Raw genomic sequence first — 21615 nt, 5'->3', positions numbered from 1 at the left:
ACAAGTGAGTAAGCGTGATTATTATGATATCCTTGGAGTTGGCAAAGATGCTTCAAAGGATGAAATTAAAAAAGCTTATCGAAAGCTAGCTAGAAAATACCATCCTGATGTGAATAAAGAAGAGGATGCTGCAGATAAATTTAAGGAAGCAAAAGAAGCCTATGAAGTATTAAAAGATGATCAAAAACGATCTCAATATGACCAGTTTGGTCATGCGGGTGCTCAAGGACAAGGTTTTGGCGGCTTTGGCGGTGCACAGGATTTTGGCGGCTTTGGTGATATATTCGATATGTTCTTTGGTGGTGGTCGTAGACGTGACCCAAACGCACCACAACAAGGAGCCGATTTACAGTACACAATGGTGCTTGATTTTGAAGAAGCCATTTTTGGAAAAGAAGTAGATATTACTCTTCCAAAAGAAGAAAATTGTGAAAGCTGTAATGGTTCAGGAGCAAAACCTGGTTCGAAAGTGAAAACTTGTACGCATTGTAATGGTTCAGGACAGTTAAACGTAGAACAAAATACGCCGTTTGGAAAGGTTGTAAATCGTCGCGTCTGTCACCACTGTAATGGATCAGGTAAAATTATTCCGGAAAAATGTAAAAAATGCAGTGGTACAGGAAAAGTGAAGAAAAACAAAAAAATTCATATTTCTATCCCTGCAGGAATCGATGAAGGGCAGCAAATTCGTGTTACTGGAAAAGGGGAGCCCGGAAAAAATGGCGGCCCTGCCGGAGATTTATTTGTAGTAGTTCAAGTAAGAGCCCATGAATTTTTTGAGCGTGATGGGGACCATATTCATTGTGAACTACCTTTGACATTCACCCAAGTGGCGTTAGGCGATGAAGTAGAAGTTCCAACTGTACACGGTAAAGTAATGCTGAAAATCCCTGCTGGAACGCAAACAGGTAAAGTGTTCCGTCTAAAAGGAAAAGGAGCTCCAAATGTTCGAGGATATGGGCACGGGGATCAACATATTCAAGTGAAGGTAATCACACCAACCAAATTAAATAAACGACAAAAAGAGCTTTTAAAAGAGTTTAATGCAATTGGCGGTAATCAATCAACGGACGATCATAGCAGCTCTCTTTTCAAGCGATTTAAAGAGGCATTTAAAGGGGAGTAATCAAAGTGTTTCCAAGCTCCCCCTACTATCATTAATTCATATAGAAGAGAGTGGTTCCTATTGAAATGGTCGGAAATGTGTATTCATACAACCAATGAAGCTGTCGAACCAATTTCAAATATACTGCATAACAATGGAGCAAACGGGATTGTAATAGAGGATCCATTGGATTTAGTCAAAGAACGAGACACTTTTTTTGGCGAAGTTTATGAGCTAAATCCTGCTGAGTACCCTGAAGATGGAATTTTCATAAAAGCTTATTTACCTATAGACGAGTTTCTAAATAAAATAATTGGAGTAATAAAGGATTCTATTAATGAGCTACCTTCCTACAATATAGATATTGGACAAAACAATATTACTTTTAGTGAAGTTTCTGAGATAGATTGGGCAACAGCTTGGAAAAGATATTATAAACCTGTAAAAATCTCAGAGAAGGTTACAATAGCCCCGACGTGGGAAAAATATGAACCTAAATCAGAAGATGAACTTATTATTGAGCTTGACCCTGGCATGGCATTTGGTACAGGTACACATCCGACAACGATGTTAAGCATTCAGGCATTGGAACAATATATAAACAAAAAGGACACAATTATAGATGTCGGTTGTGGTTCTGGTGTATTAAGTATAGCCTCTGTCTTACTCGGTGCAAGTAAAGTTTATGCTTATGATTTAGATGACGTTGCGGTGAAAAGCACGCAAATTAATATGAAGATTAATAAACTAGAAGATAAAATAATAGCCAAGCAAAATGATTTGCTTCATAATGTAACAGTTCAGGCGGATATAATCGTTTCCAATATATTAGCTGAGATCATTGTACGATTTGTTGAGGATGCCTGGAATAACTTAAAGCAAGGTGGTTTATTTGTTACTTCAGGAATAATTCAAACGAAAGAGCAGGATGTTCAATTAGAAATGGAAAAACATGGGTTTAGCATTTTAGAAACATTTCATATGGGTGAATGGGTATGTATGATAGCCAGAAAAAATGAATAAAATTAGAGGTGCATGTCTTGCAACGTTATTTTGTTCCTAGAGATAATTGGGAGAATGATCAGGTTTATATACATGGAGATGATGCTCACCATATATCGAAAGTCATGCGATTTAAGATAAACGACAAAGTGATCTGTAATCATCCTAATGGACAAGCTGCGATTTGTACGATTACATCGTTTGATACAAACCTTATTAAATTAGCGGTGATAGAATGGTTAAACGAACAAGTAGAACTTCCTTTTCAAATTACAATAGCTCAAGGGTTACCAAAAGGAGATAAACTTGACTTTATCCTTCAAAAAGGTACAGAGCTTGGTGCACACTCCTTTATTCCATTCCAAGCTCAACGTTCCATTGTTAAGTGGGATAAAAAAAAGACTGAGAAAAAATTAAATCGTTTTGCTAAAATAGTTAAAGAAGCAAGTGAACAGAGTCATCGGAATAAAATACCGATCATTCAAGATATAATGGCAATTTCTGATCTCGTTCATGAAAGTAGAAATTACGATGTAAAGTTATTTGCCTATGAAGAAGAAGCAAAAGTGGATCATGAACATTCATTCGGAACGCTAGTGTCGAACTTAAAAGAAGGGCAGCGTGTTTTAGTTTGTATTGGACCCGAAGGAGGGTTCTCAACAAACGAAGTTGATCTGCTGAAAAAGAATAACTTTACGGCAGTCCGGCTTGGTCCTCGTATATTGCGGACAGAAACTGCAGCTCTATATGTATTAGCAAGCATATCTTATCATTTTGAAGAATTGAGGTGTTAATGGTGCCAACAGTAGCGTTTCATACATTAGGCTGTAAGGTAAATCATTACGAAACTGAGGGTATATGGCAAATGTTTATGAATCAAGGCTATGAACGTGTTGATTTTAATCGGCAAGCAGATGTCTATGTCATCAATACATGTACCGTTACAAATACAGGAGATAAAAAGAGCAGGCAAACGATTCGTAAAGCTGTTCGACAAAATCCGGAAAGTGTAGTTTGTGTTACTGGCTGCTATGCGCAAACATCACCAGGTGAAATCATGGAAATCCCCGGTGTAGATGTTATTGTTGGAACACAAAACCGGAGCAAAATGATCGAATATATTGAAGAACATATACAAACACGTAAACCAGTCAATGGTGTAACAAACATTATGAAGAGTCGAGTATTTGAAGAAATGGATGTCCCTGAATTTACAGATCGTACACGTGCTTCATTGAAAATTCAAGAAGGCTGTAATAATTTTTGTACCTTTTGTATTATTCCGTGGTCACGCGGGCTGCTAAGATCGCGAGGCCCAGAAAACGTAATAAATCAAGCACAACAACTTGTTGATGCAGGGTATAAAGAAATTGTACTAACAGGTATCCATACAGCAGGTTATGGAGAGGATATGAACGATTATAACTTCGCTATGTTACTTCATGACCTTGAAACAAAGGTAGAAGGTTTAAAACGAGTTCGTATTTCTTCTATTGAAGCTAGTCAAATTACGGATGAAGTTATAGAGGTGCTTGATAAATCAGAGAAGATTGTTAGGCATTTACACATCCCGCTTCAATCCGGATCAAATACCGTCCTGGCAAGAATGCGTAGAAAATATACAACAAATTATTATAAGCAAAAGGTAGATAAAATACGAAAAGCGCTTCCTAATCTTGCAATTACTTCAGATGTTATTGTAGGTTTTCCAGGTGAAACTGATGAAGAATTTAAAGAAACATATGATTTTGTTAAGGAAATAGGATATTCAGAACTACACGTATTTCCTTTTTCTAGACGTACTGGTACACCTGCTGCAAGAATGAAAGATCAAGTGGAAGATGAGCTTAAAAATGACCGTGTTCATCAGATGATCGAATTATCCAATCAACTTGCAAAAGAATATGCTTCAAAATACCAAGATGAGGTATTAGAAGTGATTCCAGAAGAACGAGTTCATGATGAGGAACATCCTGAATTATTAGTTGGATACACCGACAACTATTTAAAAGTACAATTTGAAGGAACACCAGATTTAATAGGTAAAATTGTAAGAGTTAAAATTACAAAATCAGGTTACCCATTAAATAAAGGTAAGTTTGTCCGCATAATGGACAATGCTACACACAGTCAGTACCAACAAACAGCACAGTAAACAAAAGGTCTGCTCCTTAACGACATACTGTAATTTTTCTATATTATTCCATGTGGAAAAATAAGGAGTGGACTGTGTTTTAATATAGTACGTGCAAATTTGGAAGGGAGTTTATCATGAGTAAAGAATATGCAAAGTATATTGATCTTACTCAATTAAAACCAGAGACAACACGCGATAAAATAAATCAAATCATCCAAGAAGCAATAGAATATGAATTTGCATCCGTATGTGTTAATCCCCATTGGGTATCTCATTGTTATCAACAATTAAAAGACACCTCTGTAAAGGTATGTACAGTAATTGGATTTCCGCTTGGTGCTACAACCACTGCAACAAAAGTTTTCGAGGCAAAACAAGCAATTAAAGATGGCGCGACAGAAATTGATATGGTTATCAATATAGGAGAATTAAAGTCAAATAACGATTCTTTTGTAAGAGAAGAAATAGAAGCAATTGTCCAAGCAGCAGATAAACAAGCATTAGTTAAAGTAATCATAGAAACTTCATTATTAAACAAAGATGAAAAGGTTCGTGCATGTTTGTTAGCTAAAGAAGCTAATGCGGATTTTGTTAAAACATCAACAGGTTTTTCCGGTGGCGGCGCTTCACTAGAAAATATAAAATTAATGCGACAGACAGTTGGTCCAGAAATGGGTGTAAAGGCTTCAGGCGGGGTACGTGACTTATCATTTACAAAAGCATTAATTGAAGCAGGTGCTACAAGGATTGGAGCAAGCAGCGGGAAAGATATAGTAAAGGATAATCAAGGAACATCAGATTATTGAATGTCCTTGAAAATCTGCAGTTGACCTAAAACGGTAGATATATTATAATAAACCAAGGCGTATAAATGTTTACATATGTCTGTCTAACTTTGTTCTATGCTTCGGAGGGAGGGAAAATAGCATGTCAAATACAACTCGCATTCGTAAAAACGAGTCCCTTGAGGATGCTCTTCGTCGCTTTAAACGTAATGTTTCAAAAAGCGGTACATTATCCGAATATCGCAAGCGTGAATATTATGAAAAACCTAGCGTTCGCCGTAAAAAGAAATCGGAAGCTGCTAGAAAACGCAGATACTAAAGAGGTGCTCGGGACATGTCATTGTTAGAACAGCTGAATAACGATATGAAGCAGGCAATGAAGAATAAAGAAAAAGAAAAATTAAGCATAATTCGTATGGTGAAAGCTTCCTTACAAAATGAAATGATCAAGCTTGGTAAAGATAAACTTTCTGAGGACGAAGAATTAACAATACTGTCCAGGGAGTTAAAGCAGAGGAAAGATTCCCTCCCAGAATATAAATCAGCTGGTCGAAATGATATTGTTGAGAAACTTGAATATGAAATACTAATTATCCAAAAATATATGCCTGAACAGTTATCAAACGAAAAATTAGAGGCACTTATTCAAGAAACAATACAGGAAGTAAATGCTATATCTAAAAAAGATATGGGAAAAGTAATGAGTGCCATTATGCCAAAGGTTAAAGGAAAAGCTGATGGCTCACAAATAAATAAAATTGTTCAAAAATATTTGAATTAATGTTAAAAAAGTCCTTGTCATTTGTGGCAAGGACTTTTTTAAAGCTTGATTTACATCCCAATACATTTGTAATATATGTTACTATTTATTTATCCGAGTAAAAAGGCATACTAAAAATGAAAAAATTGATAAGGGGGTGATTTATATTGTCAGGAAAAAGCCCATCATTTACATAGTAATTGCATTATTAGTAACCTTTTTTATTCTCCCATTTCTTCCTGAATCATCAATAGAAGCTAAAGAGAATGGAGAAGGAAAATTAGTATATGTTATACCAGTAAAAAAAGAAGTTGAAAGAGGATTAGAGGCTTTTCTAAAGCGTACAACAAAAGAAGCAATCGAAGAGAACGCTGATCATATTGTATTTGAGATTGATACTCCCGGAGGAAGAGTTGATTCTGCGGGACAAATTGCTAATCTTTTGCAAGACTTAAAAATTCCAACCACTTCTTTTATTGTTAATGAGGCATTGTCCGCTGGCTCTTATATTGCGTTAAATACAGATACGATTTATATGAAACCCCATGCAACAATGGGGGCAAGCGGAGTAATTAATCAAGACGGTACGGCAGCAGATAAGAAAGCACAATCTGCATGGTTGGCCGCAATGAAAAGTGCTGCCGAATCTAAAGATAGAGATCCCCTTTATGCTGCAGCCATGGCTGATTCAAGTATTGATTTACCAGAGTATAATGCTGGTAAAGGAGAATTTTTAACCTTAGATCCTAAGTCCGCATTAGAGGTTGATTACGCTGAAGGTATAGTGAATCATCGTACTAAATTATTACATGATATAGGACTAGAAAATGCAAAGATTGTAGAAACAGAACCAACATTTGCGGAAGAAATTGCAAGATTTTTAACAAATCCTGTAGTTGTTCCAATTCTTTTATCGGTAGCAAGTCTTGGACTGATTGTTGAGCTATATTCACCAGGTTTTGGTGTTCCAGGAACCATGGGATTATTAGCCTTAATACTATTTTTCTATGGACACATTATTGCCGGTTTGGCAGGCATGGAAGCTATCATATTGCTTGTGTTAGGAATCGTTCTTATTATAGCGGAATTTTTTGTGCCCGGAGGAATTATGGGTTTACTCGGAATTGGTTCAATAATTGGATCGTTACTTATGTCTGGATATGATTTAAAACATATGTCACTTAGTATTAGCATAGCCTTTGTGGTAGCAGTAATTGCTTCCATCATATTATTTAAATGGGTTGGTATGGAGAAAGGCTTCTTCCGCCATATAATATTAAAAGATCGGACTACAACAGATTTAGGATATGTATCTTCTGACAATCGTACTGAACTTGTTGGGTTAGAAGGGCTAACTTCAACACCACTTCGTCCATCTGGAACGGCTGTATTTAACGATGAACGTATCGATGTCGTTTCAGAAGGTAGTTTTATCGATAAGAATAAGTCTGTAAAGATCATTAAAGTTGAAGGAATGCGAGTTGTTGTTCGCGAACTATAACGCGAGCTATAAATAAAAAATTTGAGGAGGAATAAAAATGGAATTTGTAGATATTGCACCAATCATTATAATTGCAGTTATCTTAATTGCAATTGCTGTATTGTTTACATTCGTTCCAGTGATGCTTTGGATTAGCGCCTTAGCAGCTGGTGTAAAAGTTGGATTGTTTACTTTGGTAGGTATGCGTTTGCGTCGAGTGGTACCAGCTCGAGTAATTAACCCTTTAATAAAGGCATATAAAGCTGGGTTGGATGTTAAAACGAATCAATTAGAAAGTCATTACTTAGCAGGTGGTAATGTTGACAGGGTAGTTAATGCCTTAATTGCAGCACAACGAGCTAATATTACTTTATCATTTGAACGTGCTGCAGCAATTGACCTTGCTGGACGTAATGTGTTGGAAGCTGTACAAATGAGTGTTAACCCTAAAGTAATTGAAACGCCTTTTATTGCAGGTATTGCAATGGATGGGATTGAAGTAAAAGCATTAGCGAGGGTTACAGTGCGTGCTAACATAGACCGACTTGTTGGTGGAGCAAGTGAAGAAACTGTTATTGCACGTGTAGGTGAAGGTGTTGTTAGTACAATAGGTAGTTCAAAGACACACAAAGAGGTTTTGGAAGATCCTGACTCAATCTCTCATACTGTACTGGCGAAAGGATTAGATGCAGGTACTGCCTTTGAAATTTTATCCATTGATATTGCTGATGTTGATATCGGTAAAAATATTGGTGCGATATTACAATCGGATCAAGCTGAAGCTGACAAGAACATTGCTCAGGCAAAAGCAGAAGAACGTCGCGCAATGGCTGTTGCACAAGAACAAGAAATGGTTGCCAGAGTACAAGAAATGCGTGCACAAGTGGTGGAAGCTGAAGCTGAAGTTCCAAAAGCACTTGCTGAAGCATTACGATCTGGAAATCTTGGTGTTATGGATTATATGAATTACAAGAATATAAATGCTGATACGGATATGCGAGATACCATCGGTAAATTATCAGAAGATGATCATCATGATGATCATAAAAATCAATAACCTTTTGAGGTGTAAATTGGAAGGAGGCCTATCATGGAAGCCTTATTAGAAGCTATTTTTGGTAACTTCATGATAATATTAATCATTATTGGTGGAATTATAGGCTTTGTGAAAGATAAGTTAGAGAAAGAAAAACATTCAAGACAGCAAACTGAGAAGTCTAATAAGAAACCATACACAGCATCCGCTCCTCCTACCGGGGATCATCAAACAAATAAACAAGCTAAACCTCTCAGGCAACTGAAACCAAGGCCAGAAAGTAAAACAGTTTCTACTGAGGAACAACGAGAGGAACAATTAAAACGTTTGACTGGAAATATAAATATGAGAACAAAAGAAGCGTTAGAAGACTTTCAACATTCGGCAATGAAAAAAAATACAGAAGAAAAATTAGACTCAAAACCCAAAAAATCACAATTACAACATAAACCTATGAAAGAAAGAATGAAAAGAAATCTATCTCGTGATGGTTTAGTTGACAGTATCATTATGTCCGAAGTACTTGATTCCCCTAGGCTATTAGGCCATATAAAAGTGTTATTCAATCCCGAAAAATGAATAGATAATAAAGCAACCTCAACTGGTAAGCTGAAGCATATCCGGTTGAGGTTTTTTTATATGCTATAATATTTAAATTTTCTTACAAAGGTAAGTTTTAATTTTTTGTTCTTATCCATTCTCCTATTTCATAAATATAATGTTGAGAGGGGGATGCCATTAGTGAAGAAATGGAATCAACGAATTCGTCCATGGTTAATTAAATATTTAGCTCTACCTTCTGATGTCATTCTCGAACTTCCCAGAATTACGATGATTGGGCAAATTCATGCATATATCGAAAACCATCAGGGGATTGTTACATACTCTGATACAGAACTTAAATTAAAAACAAATAAGGGGTTTGTGCAGATTACAGGTTCTGCTTTTATTATAAAAATGATGTTACCTGAAGAAATATTATTAGAAGGAACAATATCCGAGGTGAAATTTATCCCTCAAAATTAACATTGGATATGATACAGGAGGAGGAAATGAAACATATACAAGGAGCTTTTATTACTGGATATATTACTGTTGTTGTGAAAGGGAATACGCCAGAATTATTTTTTCAGGCATGTATGAAACACAAAATACCGGTATGGAATATAAAAAAGATCGGTAAAGATACGTGTGAAGGCAATATTAAATTACAGCATGTAAAGTATATAAAAAAGATAAAAAAAGAAACAGACTATAAAATATCATTATTAATAAAAAGGGATATCCCTTTTTATTTAAACGTTTTATTCGAAAAAAAGAACTCCTTATTGCCCTTTTTCTATGTTTCTTTTTAATTATAGCATTATCCAATATCGTATGGAAAGTGCAGATTACCGGTGTTCCTAAAGATATAGAGGAAAAAATAAATAAACAATTAGACAGTTATGGCATTCGCCCTGGAACGTTAAGTTTTTCTCTAGATTCAGCCAGTTCTATTCAACAAAAATTAATGAATGATATACCTGAGTTACTATGGGTAGGTGTGCATAAAAAAGGGACAACCTTTTTTCTAGAAGGCGTTGAGAAGATTATAGTGGAAGAAGAAGAGAATGCAGGTCCACAAAATTTAGTAGCTACGAAAAAGGGAGTGATTAAAAATATCTATGTTTCTAAAGGACTTCCTAAAGTTAAGGTAAATGACTATGTGAAACCTGGAGATATCTTAGTGTCAGGAGATATTACTGAGGACAATGAAGAGAATGAAGAAGAGGATAAGGAAGAAAAAAAGAAATCAAAATTAGTAGCTGCTGAAGGCGATATTACTGCTAAAACATGGTATGAGATGACAGTTACTGTTCCTTTGCAAACTAAAAATGAAGTATTAACGGGAAATAACGAGAAAAAGCATTATATACAATTAGGCGGTTTTAAAATTCCGATTTGGGGATTTGAAGATCCGGATTATCAAGCAATCCATACAGATACAACCAAAAATTCTGTATATTTTTTTAAATGGAAGTTACCTATAAAAATTGTTCAGTCGACATTAAGTGAAAAGAAGTACAATAAACTATCTCGAACAAAAGAAGAAGCGATAAAAACTGGAATCAAACAAGCAAGGAAGGAACTTCAATTACAATTAGGTCCTGATGCAAAAATTTTGACTGAAAAAGTTTTGCATGAAACTACGGAGAGTGGTAAAGTTAAATTAAACTTATACATTGCTGTAGAAGAAGATATAGCTCAAGCAGAACCAATAAAATAAAAAACAAAATATGCCACTACAATGTAGTAACTTTCTAAATCAAGGAGATTGATTATGTCGGAGAATCTGAATGTAATTGACTTACAAGTGACAAACCCCAGTGAAGCGTTAGCCTTATTTGGCACAAACGATAAACATTTAAAACAAATTGAGGAAAAGCTCAATGTATCCATTGTCACTAGGGGAGAACAAGTCAGCGTTTCTGGAGAAGATAAAAATATATTTCTTGTTGAAGAGGTGCTTTTAACACTTTTATCTGTGATCCGAAAAGGGCTGCCGTTATCAGAAAGGGATGTAGTCTATGCAGTTGATTTAGCGAAGGAAGGCAAGATTAATAAGTTTGAAGCACTTCTCCAAGATGTTATAACCAAAAATACGAAAGGCAAACCTATACGGGTAAAAACGTTAGGACAAAAAGGATATGTAGATGCGATAAGATCACATGATTTAGTTTTTGGAATTGGGCCAGCAGGAACTGGAAAGACATATTTAGCTGTAGTTACAGCTGTTCAAGCATTAAAAAACGGACTAGTCGAAAAAATCATCTTAACCCGTCCAGCAGTTGAGGCAGGAGAGAGCCTTGGCTTTTTACCAGGTGATTTAAAAGAAAAGGTGGACCCGTATCTGCGCCCTTTATATGACGCTTTAAATGATGTTCTAGGAGCAGAGCATACCATGAGGCTAGTTGAGCGTGAGGTTATAGAAATCGCACCACTAGCCTACATGCGTGGAAGAACTTTGGATGATGCTTTCGCTATCCTAGATGAAGCACAAAATACGACACCTGAGCAAATGAAAATGTTTTTAACGAGACTGGGATTTGGTTCAAAAATGGTAGTCACGGGGGATATAACACAAGTTGATTTACCTAAAGGGGTTAAATCAGGTTTACAAGTAGCAAATGACACCTTATCGGCTGTAAAAGGTATTTCTTTTAAGTATCTTGATCAAACAGACGTAGTAAGACATCCCCTGGTGCAACGGATTATTGACGCCTATGAAAAAACAAATTAGTTTCTTTTAAGTATAGTAAGACCCCCGATTTAGTGGGTCTTATTTCTGTATTACAATTCACAACCTGAATAAACACTGTTAACTGCTGTTATTTAATTTCTAACATGAGGTGAAACAAGTGAAAAAGAAAATAGCAGTATTTATAAAATCCATTTTAGGCATTAATAATAAATGGGTTACCATGATTATTCCCCTTCTTATTTTGGGTATATTTTTCTTTCTGATAACAATAAATAATGTGTATACAGAAACATATGATATCGAACGGTTTAACCGTGCTAAAGAAACGATCCGTTCTCCAGTAACAATCGAGGATGAGAAAGAAACAGACCGGAAAATGAGGGAAACCGTTCAATCAGTTAAAGACAGATACAATATATCTAAAGAAATTACAAATGAACAAATAAAATATGTTGAAGAAGTATTTGAGGCTCTCTCAAAAGTAGAAGAGGATGAAAATAAGTCAAAGAAGAAAACGAAGGATCAGTTGATGAATCAAGAAAAGGTAGATCAACTAAAACAAATCTTGTCCTCTGATATTACCGATGATGTAAACGAAAATGTTTTTAATCAACTGATCAAAACTGATCCAGATGAGCGTGAAGAAGGAAAAAAGTTATTAATTTCTTCACTTACAGATGTGATGGATGATGGAGTTCGGGCAGAAAATATCCAAAGTGCAAAAACAGAAGTTAAGCAACACATAAAATATTCCAATCTAGATGAAAATATAAAAAAGCCATTATTGAAGCTTAGTGAGTTTTCCGTAGTTGAAAATTCTTTCTTTGATGCTGAAAAAACAATGGAGGCACGAAAAAAAGCTGCAAGCAGTGTTGAGCCTGTTATCATTCGAGCAGGTGAAATTATCGTAAGAGAAGGCCAAACGATAACAAATGAAACGTATGAAGAACTAAAATTAACTGGATTGCTTAACAAAGAAAGAAATGTTTATCCAATAATCGGGTTAGGGTTATTAATAATTTTAATTATTAGTGTTATCGGGTATGAAATGTTTTTGATTGCAAAACAATCAAAATTAGACAAAGGTAAAATTGCTACCATTTTATTAAACAGTTTTATAGTTATTTTTTTAATGAAAATTGTAAGCTTATATACCACACAAACGAATCAGTTATACCTTATTGTACCTGTAGCTACAGGAGTATTGATGTTAAAACAATTAATACATGAACGTTTAGCTATTGTCTCTGCATGCTTGTACGCAATTATAGGAAGTATTATATTTAACGGGGAAATACCGGGCTCTCTAAACATGGAAGCAGGTATATATTTTTTCTTCTCGCAAATGGCTGGGATCATCTTCTTAGTTCATGTGAAAGATCGACTAGCCATTATGAGAGCAGGTTTAGGTGTTACCATCATAAATATCATTACCGTACTGTTATTTATATTACTATCTTTTGAAAAGTATTCATTAAGTGACTTATTTGTGCAATCTGGCTATGGTCTTGCATCAGCATTTATTTCCGTTGTGTTGACAATTGGGCTATTACCATTTTTCGAGACAGGCTTAGGCATTTTATCTGACGCAAAATTATTATCCCTATCAAGTCCAAACCAGCCTTTGCTGAAAAAAATCTTAACGGAAGCACCTGGTACTTATCATCACTCTATAATGGTTGCCAATTTGAGTGAAGCTGCATGTGAAGCTATTGGTGCAAATGGTCTTTTAGCCAGGGTTGGCGCGTATTATCATGATCTAGGTAAAACGATAAGACCACATTATTTTATTGAAAATCAATTAGCAGTTAAAAATCCACACGATGACATAGATCCGAAAAAAAGTGCAGAGATTATTATTTGTCATCCGTATGATGGAGCAGAAATGTTAAAAAAGCATCGATACCCTAAGGAAATTATTGACATCGCCAAGCAGCATCATGGTACAACCCTATTAAAGTATTTTTATTTAAAAGAAAAAGAGATAAATGAACATGCTAAGGAGAGTAATTACCGTTACCCTGGGCCAAAACCACAAACAAAAGAAGCAGCTATCATCTCAATATGTGATTCTGTAGAAGCAGCAGTTCGCTCCTTAAAAGAGCCTACTGAAGAAAAGATAGAAGAAATTGTTACATCGATCATCAATGACCGTATAATCGATGGGCAATTAGATGAAAGTCCCATAACCATTCAAGAGTTAAATCAAATTCACATAACCGTTTGTAAAGCTTTAAAAGGGATCTTTCATTCAAGAATACAATATCCTAAGGAGGAGGAAAAATAAAACATGCATATTGACTTTCACGATCAAACTCGAACTGTTCCAACAGAATATATCGATTTACTGCAGCGATTAATTTTATTTAGTGCTGAAAAAGAAGGGGTTTCCAGAGAAGCTGAAATTTCTATCAGTTTTGTAGATAACAAGGACATCCAAGAACTTAATCGAAACTATAGACAGCAGGATAAGATAACCGATGTTATCTCGTTTGCATTACAAGAAACAGTAGATGGGGAAATGGATATTTGCAGCGAGGATGATGATTTTCCATTAGTACTTGGTGATATTGTAATATCTATCGATAGAGCGAAAGAGCAAGCAAAAGCATATAATCATTCATTAGAACGAGAACTTGGTTTTCTAACAGTTCATGGTTTTCTTCATTTATTGGGGTACGATCATATGAACACAGATGAAGAAAAAATAATGTTTCAGAAACAAGAAAGAATTTTAGAGGAGTTTGGTCTTGAGAGATAAAAAACGTTCAATTGGTCTTTCTTTTGCTTGGAATGGATTATTAGAGGTTATCAAAACGGAACGAAATTTTCAAATCCATTTATTTTCTGCGTTGACAGTTATATTAGCAAGTATGCTTTTGTCTCTATCTCAAATGGAATGGATCATAATAGTTCTCGTTATCGGATTCGTCTTTGTTGCAGAAATTATAAATAGTGCTATAGAAAGAATCATTGATTACCTTAGACCGGAAATCCATCCAGCAGCAAAAGTGATAAAAGATATTGCAGCAGCCAATGTTTTAGTAGCCTCTTTTATAGCAACTGTGGTTGGCTTCCTTTTATACATTCCAAAGATATTGGCATTATTTAAAGTCCATTAAGGGCTTTTTATTTTTATTTAAAGTAGCAAATTATGACTTGTTTTCATGAAAAAGAAAATGTTTTGTCGTTTGCATGAAAGTGAAATCTATTTATAGTATTATTATGGTACATACAATGAAATGATACTTCGGAGGAAATAAAATGGAAAATAATTATAAATCAGGATTTATGGCAATTATAGGCAGACCCAATGTAGGTAAATCGACGTTTATGAATAATGTTATCGGACAAAAAATTGCAATCATGAGTGATAAGCCACAAACAACACGAAATAAAATACAGGGTGTGTATACTCAACAAGATGCTCAAATTATTTTTATTGATACACCTGGTATTCATAAACCGAAACATCGGCTAGGGGATTTTATGGTAAAAACTGCAGAAACAACTTTGAATGAAGTTGATGCTATATTATTTATGATTGATGCGAAAGAAGGTTATGGAAAAGGCGATCAGTATATTTTAGATCGCTTACAAAACATCAAGCGTCCCGTCTTTCTAATAATAAATAAAGTTGATTTAATTCACCCTGACGATTTGTTTCCTTTAATCGAATTATACAGAAACAAATGTAAATTTGAGGAAATTGTCCCCATTTCGGCACTACAAGGAAATAATGTTAACCACTTACTTGATATGTTAAAACAACATTTACCAGAGGGGCCGCAATACTATCCAGAAGATCAAATTACCGATCATCCTGAACGATTTATTATTAGTGAATTAATTAGAGAGAAAGTTTTATTATTAACAAGAGAAGAAATTCCCCATTCGATCGCTGTAGTGATTGAAGATATAGAGAATAAAAATGCTAACAAAGTATTTATTCAAGCTGTTATTATTACAGAACGTCAAACTCAAAAAGGAATCCTAATAGGTAAAAATGGCAGTATGTTGAAAAGCATTGGAAAGAAGGCACGAAAAGACATCGAAGCATTGCTTGGAACAAAAGTATATCTGGAGCTATGGGTTAAGGTGCAAAAAGATTGGAGAAATAGACAGAGTCATCTACGCACATATGGATTTAATAGTGATGAATATTAAACATGGAAAATTTTAATACTTATTTTTTTAAAAAATATGGTCAATCTAAGATATACACAGTTACCAAAAATCATGTTTAAGAAAGGTGGGGTTTCTTGTGTTAGACTTAACTTGGAAGCTATTTAGTCAAACAGGAAACATTGAAACCTATTTATTATTAAAAGAAATTGAGCATGAATTAAATGCTCAACATACCGATGGTAAAAAAATCACTTCATTTGATTCAAAATGGTAGTTTTTACACAGCATTATTTGATTGATAAACAAGAAAGGTGAACTGTGTGCTAGAAAAAATAGCAGGTATTATTGTTAAAACACAAGATTATGGAGAAACACATAAAATTGTTACGATTTTCAGCAAAAAGATAGGTAAATTTGCCGCTATTGCAAGGGGCGCTAAAAAACCAAAAAGTCGAATGGCTGCTGTTACGCAGCCATTCATATATGGTGAGTTTTTAGTTTATGTTAATAAAGGATTAAGTACGATACAGCAGGGGGAGATAATTGATTCTCTAAGAGCGATTCGCGAAGATATTATAAAAACCTCCTATGCTGCCTATTTGATGGAATTAACAGATAAGATGATGGATAATCATCTGCCTGATCCTTATTTATTTGACCAATTATACTTAACGATGCAATGGGTTGCAGATAATGATAGTGTAGACATTCCAATGATGATGTATGAAATGAAGTTATTTGCAATAGGCGGATTTGCTCCCACAGTTGATCAGTGTGTTCGTTGCGGTCGCAAGGAACTTCCTTTTTCCTTTTCGATAGCAGAAGGCGGATTACTTTGTAAACAGTGTAAGTATATCGATGGCTCTAGGATAGATCTGCCCGATTCGATAGCAAAGTTACTGCATTTGTTTATGGCAGTAGGGCTAGAACGTATTGGAACTATTTCAGTTAAAGCGAAAAACAGACAACTGTTACGCGAAATTTTAGACGCATATTATGATCAATATGGTGGTTATTATTTAAAAACAAAAAGATTTTTAAAACAAATGGATCGTCTCCATTAGCTTGATCATTGACAAATGAACGTTTTTAACGTAATATTTTGTACATAATTAAAAACTAATTTTGCTAGGAAAGAGAATAGTACTTATTAACTTCTATCTATAGCGAATCCAGAATAGTGAGAGCTGGATATAGAAGAATAAGGAATGGCACTCTGGAGCAATCCATATAAAGTGGCTCTTTTAAATAGGATGAGCAAATAGGGTGGAACCGCGGAAAACTCCGTCCCTATGTCTTAAGGTCAGACATAGGGACGGAGTTTTCATTATTTTAAAAACGGAGGTTAATTGTAAAGTGAATATTCAAGAAATGATTTTAGCGCTACAAAAGCATTGGTCAGATCAAAATTGTTTATTAATGCAAGCTTATGATGTTGAGAAGGGTGCAGGTACGATGTCTCCAATGACCTTATTACGCAGTTTAGGACCCGAACCTTGGAATGTTGCTTATGTTGAACCATCAAGGAGGCCTGCGGATGGCCGATATGGAAAAAATCCTAATCGATTATACCAACATCATCAATTTCAAGTTATCATGAAACCTTCTCCGGCTAATATCCAAGAATTATACCTAGAATCTTTAAGAAAACTTGGAATTAATCCGCTTGAACATGATATCCGGTTCGTTGAGGATAACTGGGAGAACCCAACACTTGGCGCTTCTGGATTAGGCTGGGAAGTATGGTTAGACGGAATGGAAATTACACAATTTACTTACTTTCAACAAATTGGCGGCCTAGAGGCAAATCCAGTGTCTGTCGAATTAACATATGGAATTGAACGTCTAGCCTCATTTATTCAAGACAAAGAAAATGTATTTGAACTAGAATGGACAAAGGGGGTTACGATAGGAGATATTTTTTACCAGCCAGAATATGAGCACTCTGTGTATACGTTCGAAGAATCAAATACAGATATGTTATTTAATCTATTTTCCATGTATGAACAGGAAGCAAAAGCTGCAATGGAAAAAGAATTAGTATTTCCTTCCTATGATTATGTATTAAAATGTTCACATACATTCAACTTACTTGATGCACGAGGTGTCATTTCTGTTACAGAGAGAACCGGTTATATTGCAAGAGTTCGTACATTAGCTCGAAATATAGCTAAAGCATATGTTGCTCAAAGAGAAAGGCTCGGATTCCCAATGTTAAAAAAGGAGGGGGAGTATTGATGACGAAAGGTATATTATTCGAAATAGGGTTAGAAGAATTACCAGCACGTTTTATTTATAATGCAGAAAAGCAACTTGCGACTAAAACTAAAAATTGGTTAGAAAAATTGAGGATATCCTTTGAATCGATTACTACGTATTCAACGCCGAGAAGATTAGCAGTTTTAATTAAAAAAGCAGCGGAAGAACAGACAACAATCGAAGAAGAAGCGAAAGGACCAGCAGAAAAAATTGCAAAAGACGAGCATGGGGATTGGACAAAAGCTGCTATTGGCTTTACTAAGGGGCAAGGTAAAACAACGGACGACATTTATACAAAAGAGGTCAAGGGTACGAACTATATCTTTGTAAAAAAACATATTATTGGAAAACGAACAAAAGATTTACTTCCATCTTTTCAATCTATTATCGAATCGATCCAATTCGCTAATAACATGCGTTGGGCTGAAGAAACAATAAGGTATGCCCGCCCTATTAGGTGGCTAGTTGCTTTATACGGTGAACATGTTATACCTTTTGAAATTGCCCATGTAAAAACAAGTAATATTACATATGGGCACAGATATTTAGGTAAAACCATTCAGCTGCAAAGCCCAGATGAGTATGAAACGAAATTAAAAGATAATTTTGTAATTGCAAATCCACAAGATCGGAAACAATTGATCTTGGATGGTATACAATCATTGGAAAGAAAAGAAAGTTTTCAAGTTCCAGTCGAGCAAGATTTACTTAATGAAGTATGCAACTTAGTAGAATATCCTTCTGTTTTTCAAGGTTCCATCGATCCGGATTTTTTACAGCTTCCTTCTGAGGTGTTAGTTACGTCTATGAAGGAACACCAAAGATATTTTCCTGTAAAATCAAATGAAGGAAAGTTATTACCTTATTTTATAGGTGTTAGAAATGGGGATTATCATGCGATTCATACTGTTATAAAAGGAAATGAAAAGGTTCTTAAAGCACGTCTTTCAGATGCTCAATTTTTCTACGAAGAAGATCGAAAACAGTCTATTTCTTTTTTTCAGAAAAAATTGGAACGTGTTGTTTTTCAAGATAAATTAGGAACTTTAAAGGATAAAGTGGATCGAATTGTTGAGATTAGCGAACAATTGGGAAAGTTGCTAAACTTAGATAAAAATACTTTAACGAAGGTGAAAAGAGCGGCAGAAATTTGTAAATTCGACTTAACAACAAATATGGTTAATGAGTTTACGGAGCTACAGGGAATAATGGGGGAAACGTACGCACTTCATTTTAATGAGGATGCGGAAGTAGCCAAAGGGCTAAGAGAACATTATCTGCCAGATCATGCAAATGGAGAATTGCCCGTTACCATACTAGGATCCATTGTAAGTGTAGCTGATAAATTAGATACCATCGTCGGCTGTATAGCTGCTGGCCTAGTCCCATCAGGTTCACAAGATCCATATGGATTACGCCGTCAAGCTGTTGCTATCTTAAGAATTATGGAAAGTAACAGCTGGAACATATCCTTGGAAAGCTTAATTAATATCACACTAAACCGGTATCAAGCTCTACCTGTTGACCTGAAAATTAATAATGATGTTAAAAATGAACTAAACAAGTTTTTCCGTCTACGTGCAACATTTCTCTTTAAAGAAATGGGAATTGAGCAAGATGTTATTCAAGCTGTATTACACAACGAAATTGGAGTTTTTGGATATACAGTTGACAAAGCAAGTGTTTTATCTGAAAAACGGAATGATGATTCATTTAAAAATGTGCAGGAAGCATTAGTACGTATTTTAAACCTATCCAAACATTCCCATCGAGATGAAGTAAATCCAGCTATTTTTGAAACTTCTTCAGAACAAATGTTATTTGATAAATATCAAGAAACTCATCAAGCATATAAAACAGCAAATAAAGACCGCAATGCGGATGAGGCTTTAAAACAATTAGGAAAATTAGCTGAACCAATTCATCACTTTTTTGAGCATAACATGGTTATGTCTGACGATGAAAAAATTCGAAACAATCGACTTTCCCTTGTAAATCATATTGCAATGTTAATTAATGACTTTGCAGACTTATCTGCTGTAGAATGGAAACAGCATTTTTAGGACTACCTGTCAGACTTTCTCATAGCTTGCCAGCTAAACAATAACTTAGATTTACAAATGATTTTTTCCTTTTTACTATATTTAGTATATAATAATAGGAGAATAGTATGTCATATTGTCTTTAGGTGGTGACAAAGTGGAATTATCAGACCGGCAGGAAAAAATTATAGAAATTGTAAAAGAAAACGGTCCTATTACCGGTGAAAAAATAGCAGAAAAGTTAGGGTTGACAAGGGCAACATTACGCCCTGATTTAGCTATATTAACAATGGCTGGATTTCTAGATGCAAGACCCCGCGTTGGATATTTTTTCACTGGAAAAACAGGAGCGGAATTGCTAACAGAAAAAATTAAGAAGTTTAAAGTGAAAGAGTTTCAATCTATTCCAATAGTTGTTAAAGAGGATGACTCCGTATATAATGCTATATCTACTATGTTTTTAGAAGATGTTGGAACATTATTTGTAATAAATAATCATTCCTGTTTAATTGGTGTCCTGTCAAGAAAAGATTTATTAAGAGCTAGTATTGGTAACCAAGATTTAGATGCAGTGCCAGTACACATCATTATGACCAGGATGCCTAATATAACGATATGCCAAAAAGAGGATTTGTTAATAGATGCAGCCAACAAATTAATTAATAAACAGATTGATGGTTTACCAGTTGTTAAAGAAACGCAAAATGGTTTAGAGATTGTAGGTCGTATTACAAAAACAACGATAACAAAAGCATTTGTTGAGCTAATTATGAATGAACATTTATAATGCTAAAGCAGAAAGGAGTAGTTTAAACATGAGTGCTGAGCCCACTATTTATGTTTTATCTGACTCCGTGGGAGAGACAGCAGAATTAGTAATAAAAGCTGGTTTAAGCCAATTTAATAATGGTGAATATAAAATACAGCGAATTCCTTATATTGAAGATAAAAGTACAATTGATGAAGCGCTGCAACTTGCAAAAGAAAAGGAGGATATGATTGGGTTTACTTTAGTAGATCCAACACTTAGAAACTATTTGAATGCGCGCGCTGCCGAAATGGATATTGAAGCTATAGATATAATGGGACCGATGCTTAAAGCAATGAAACGTGTCTACGGGAAACCACCCCGCCTGGAACCAGGTTTAGTTCACAAGCTTGACGAAGATTACTTTAAACGTGTAGAAGCTATTGAATTTGCGGTTAAATATGATGATGGGCGAGATTCAAGAGGAATCGCACGAGCTGATATAATATTAATCGGTGTTTCCCGGACATCAAAAACACCATTATCACAGTATTTAGCACATAAACAACTAAAGGTGGCAAACGTACCGATCGTACCTGAAGTAGATCCTCCAGAAGAATTATTTGACGTAGATCCATCAAAATGTATTGGCTTATTGATCAGTCCAGAAAAATTAAATGAAATTAGAAAAGAACGACTCAAGGCTTTAGGACTTGGTGATCAAGCAACTTATGCTAATATGAAAAGAATCCACCAAGAACTTAACTATTTTAATGAGTTAGTGAACAAGATAGGCTGTAAAGTAGTAGATGTTTCTAACAAAGCCGTCGAGGAAACTGCTAATACTATATTACATATGATGCTAAAATAAAATGGATTGGATTATATATAC

The 21615-nt window shown here is 35.1% G+C and carries 22 protein-coding genes, 1 pseudogene and 1 other annotated feature; all 23 genes and pseudogenes read left to right on the top strand.

Translation table 11 applies throughout. From position 1 onward, the window contains the following. Positions 1-4: 4 nt before the first annotated feature. The 23 genes and pseudogenes from dnaJ to GZ63_RS0103120 all read left to right on the top strand — a co-directional run bounded on the left by dnaJ (position 5) and on the right by GZ63_RS0103120 (position 21594). Positions 5-1126, top strand: a complete 1122-nt coding sequence (dnaJ, locus tag GZ63_RS0103230) for a molecular chaperone DnaJ (protein WP_029266812.1) — start codon at positions 5-7, stop codon at positions 1124-1126. A gap of 60 nt (positions 1127-1186) precedes the next feature. Further along, on the top strand, positions 1187-2128 hold the full coding sequence (gene prmA / locus GZ63_RS0103225; protein ID WP_029266811.1) for a 50S ribosomal protein L11 methyltransferase: 942 nt from the start codon (positions 1187-1189) through the stop codon (positions 2126-2128). Between the two features lie 17 nt (positions 2129-2145). Further along, positions 2146-2901 carry a 16S rRNA (uracil(1498)-N(3))-methyltransferase gene (locus GZ63_RS0103220; protein ID WP_029266810.1) on the top strand — a complete coding sequence of 252 codons (756 nt, stop codon included), beginning with the start codon at positions 2146-2148 and terminating at the stop codon, positions 2899-2901. Between the two features lie 2 nt (positions 2902-2903). Next, entirely contained in the window at positions 2904-4262 is a 1359-nt protein-coding gene (gene mtaB, locus GZ63_RS0103215) for a tRNA (N(6)-L-threonylcarbamoyladenosine(37)-C(2))-methylthiotransferase MtaB (RefSeq protein ID WP_029266809.1), read from the top strand. 116 nt (positions 4263-4378) lie between these two features. Continuing rightward, positions 4379-5050 carry a deoxyribose-phosphate aldolase gene (deoC, locus tag GZ63_RS0103210; RefSeq protein WP_029266807.1) on the top strand — a complete coding sequence of 224 codons (672 nt, stop codon included), beginning with the start codon at positions 4379-4381 and terminating at the stop codon, positions 5048-5050. 121 nt (positions 5051-5171) lie between these two features. Continuing rightward, positions 5172-5348, top strand: a complete 177-nt coding sequence (rpsU, locus tag GZ63_RS0103205) for a 30S ribosomal protein S21 (RefSeq protein ID WP_029266806.1) — start codon at positions 5172-5174, stop codon at positions 5346-5348. 15 nt (positions 5349-5363) lie between these two features. Further along, positions 5364-5810 (top strand): GatB/YqeY domain-containing protein, encoded by a 447-nt coding sequence (locus tag GZ63_RS0103200; RefSeq protein WP_029266805.1) that lies wholly within the window; start codon positions 5364-5366, stop codon positions 5808-5810. Between the two features lie 145 nt (positions 5811-5955). Beyond that, positions 5956-7290, top strand: coding sequence for an NfeD family protein (locus GZ63_RS0103195; RefSeq protein WP_029266800.1), 1335 nt, complete (start codon positions 5956-5958; stop codon positions 7288-7290). A 37-nt stretch (positions 7291-7327) separates the two neighbouring features. Beyond that, complete coding sequence (gene floA, locus GZ63_RS0103190; protein ID WP_029266788.1) at positions 7328-8326, top strand: flotillin-like protein FloA; 999 nt, start codon at positions 7328-7330, stop codon at positions 8324-8326. A gap of 33 nt (positions 8327-8359) precedes the next feature. After that, positions 8360-8884, top strand: a complete 525-nt coding sequence (locus GZ63_RS0103185; RefSeq protein WP_029266787.1) for a hypothetical protein — start codon at positions 8360-8362, stop codon at positions 8882-8884. Between the two features lie 162 nt (positions 8885-9046). After that, the gene (yqfC, locus tag GZ63_RS0103180) at positions 9047-9331 is read left to right on the top strand and encodes a sporulation protein YqfC (protein WP_198020898.1); all 285 of its coding nucleotides are present in this window, start codon (positions 9047-9049) and stop codon (positions 9329-9331) included. A gap of 8 nt (positions 9332-9339) precedes the next feature. Continuing rightward, positions 9340-10571: pseudogene (yqfD, locus tag GZ63_RS16325) on the top strand (sporulation protein YqfD). A gap of 54 nt (positions 10572-10625) precedes the next feature. Continuing rightward, positions 10626-11585 carry a PhoH family protein gene (locus tag GZ63_RS0103170; protein WP_029266784.1) on the top strand — a complete coding sequence of 320 codons (960 nt, stop codon included), beginning with the start codon at positions 10626-10628 and terminating at the stop codon, positions 11583-11585. Positions 11586-11703: 118 nt separating this feature from the next. Continuing rightward, complete coding sequence (locus GZ63_RS0103165; protein WP_318842351.1) at positions 11704-13833, top strand: HD family phosphohydrolase; 2130 nt, start codon at positions 11704-11706, stop codon at positions 13831-13833. Positions 13834-13836: 3 nt separating this feature from the next. Beyond that, the gene (gene ybeY, locus GZ63_RS0103160; RefSeq protein WP_029266778.1) at positions 13837-14307 is read left to right on the top strand and encodes an rRNA maturation RNase YbeY; all 471 of its coding nucleotides are present in this window, start codon (positions 13837-13839) and stop codon (positions 14305-14307) included. Then, a complete protein-coding gene (locus GZ63_RS0103155; RefSeq protein WP_029266777.1) occupies positions 14297-14668 on the top strand; it encodes a diacylglycerol kinase family protein in 372 nt (123 codons plus the stop codon). The genes ybeY and GZ63_RS0103155 overlap by 11 nt, the downstream gene beginning before the upstream one ends. 142 nt (positions 14669-14810) lie before the next feature. Continuing rightward, positions 14811-15713 (top strand): GTPase Era, encoded by a 903-nt coding sequence (era, locus tag GZ63_RS0103150; protein WP_029266775.1) that lies wholly within the window; start codon positions 14811-14813, stop codon positions 15711-15713. A 97-nt stretch (positions 15714-15810) separates the two neighbouring features. Continuing rightward, positions 15811-15948: a YqzL family protein gene (locus GZ63_RS17260; protein ID WP_084178935.1), complete on the top strand. Its 138-nt coding sequence runs from the start codon at positions 15811-15813 to the stop codon at positions 15946-15948. Positions 15949-15994: 46 nt separating this feature from the next. Continuing rightward, positions 15995-16738, top strand: coding sequence for a DNA repair protein RecO (gene recO, locus GZ63_RS0103140; protein ID WP_029266769.1), 744 nt, complete (start codon positions 15995-15997; stop codon positions 16736-16738). Positions 16739-16795: 57 nt separating this feature from the next. Beyond that, positions 16796-16969 (top strand) — a binding site (T-box leader). A gap of 61 nt (positions 16970-17030) precedes the next feature. Then, on the top strand, positions 17031-17912 hold the full coding sequence (glyQ, locus tag GZ63_RS0103135) for a glycine--tRNA ligase subunit alpha (protein ID WP_029266768.1): 882 nt from the start codon (positions 17031-17033) through the stop codon (positions 17910-17912). Further along, on the top strand, positions 17912-19996 hold the full coding sequence (glyS, locus tag GZ63_RS0103130) for a glycine--tRNA ligase subunit beta (protein ID WP_029266767.1): 2085 nt from the start codon (positions 17912-17914) through the stop codon (positions 19994-19996). Before glyQ ends, glyS begins: the two co-directional genes overlap by 1 nt. Before the next feature lie 136 nt (positions 19997-20132). Next, the gene (locus GZ63_RS0103125; RefSeq protein WP_029266766.1) at positions 20133-20762 is read left to right on the top strand and encodes a helix-turn-helix transcriptional regulator; all 630 of its coding nucleotides are present in this window, start codon (positions 20133-20135) and stop codon (positions 20760-20762) included. A gap of 28 nt (positions 20763-20790) precedes the next feature. Continuing rightward, positions 20791-21594: a pyruvate, water dikinase regulatory protein gene (locus GZ63_RS0103120; protein ID WP_029266761.1), complete on the top strand. Its 804-nt coding sequence runs from the start codon at positions 20791-20793 to the stop codon at positions 21592-21594. Positions 21595-21615 lie beyond the last annotated feature (21 nt).

The sequence above is a fragment of the Virgibacillus alimentarius genome (genome assembly GCF_000709085.1).
GTDB classification, from domain to species: domain Bacteria; phylum Bacillota; class Bacilli; order Bacillales; family Amphibacillaceae; genus Virgibacillus_B; species Virgibacillus_B alimentarius.
The sequence above is the reverse complement of the archived record's forward strand: the minus strand, read 5'-3'. Positions and strand labels throughout refer to the sequence as shown.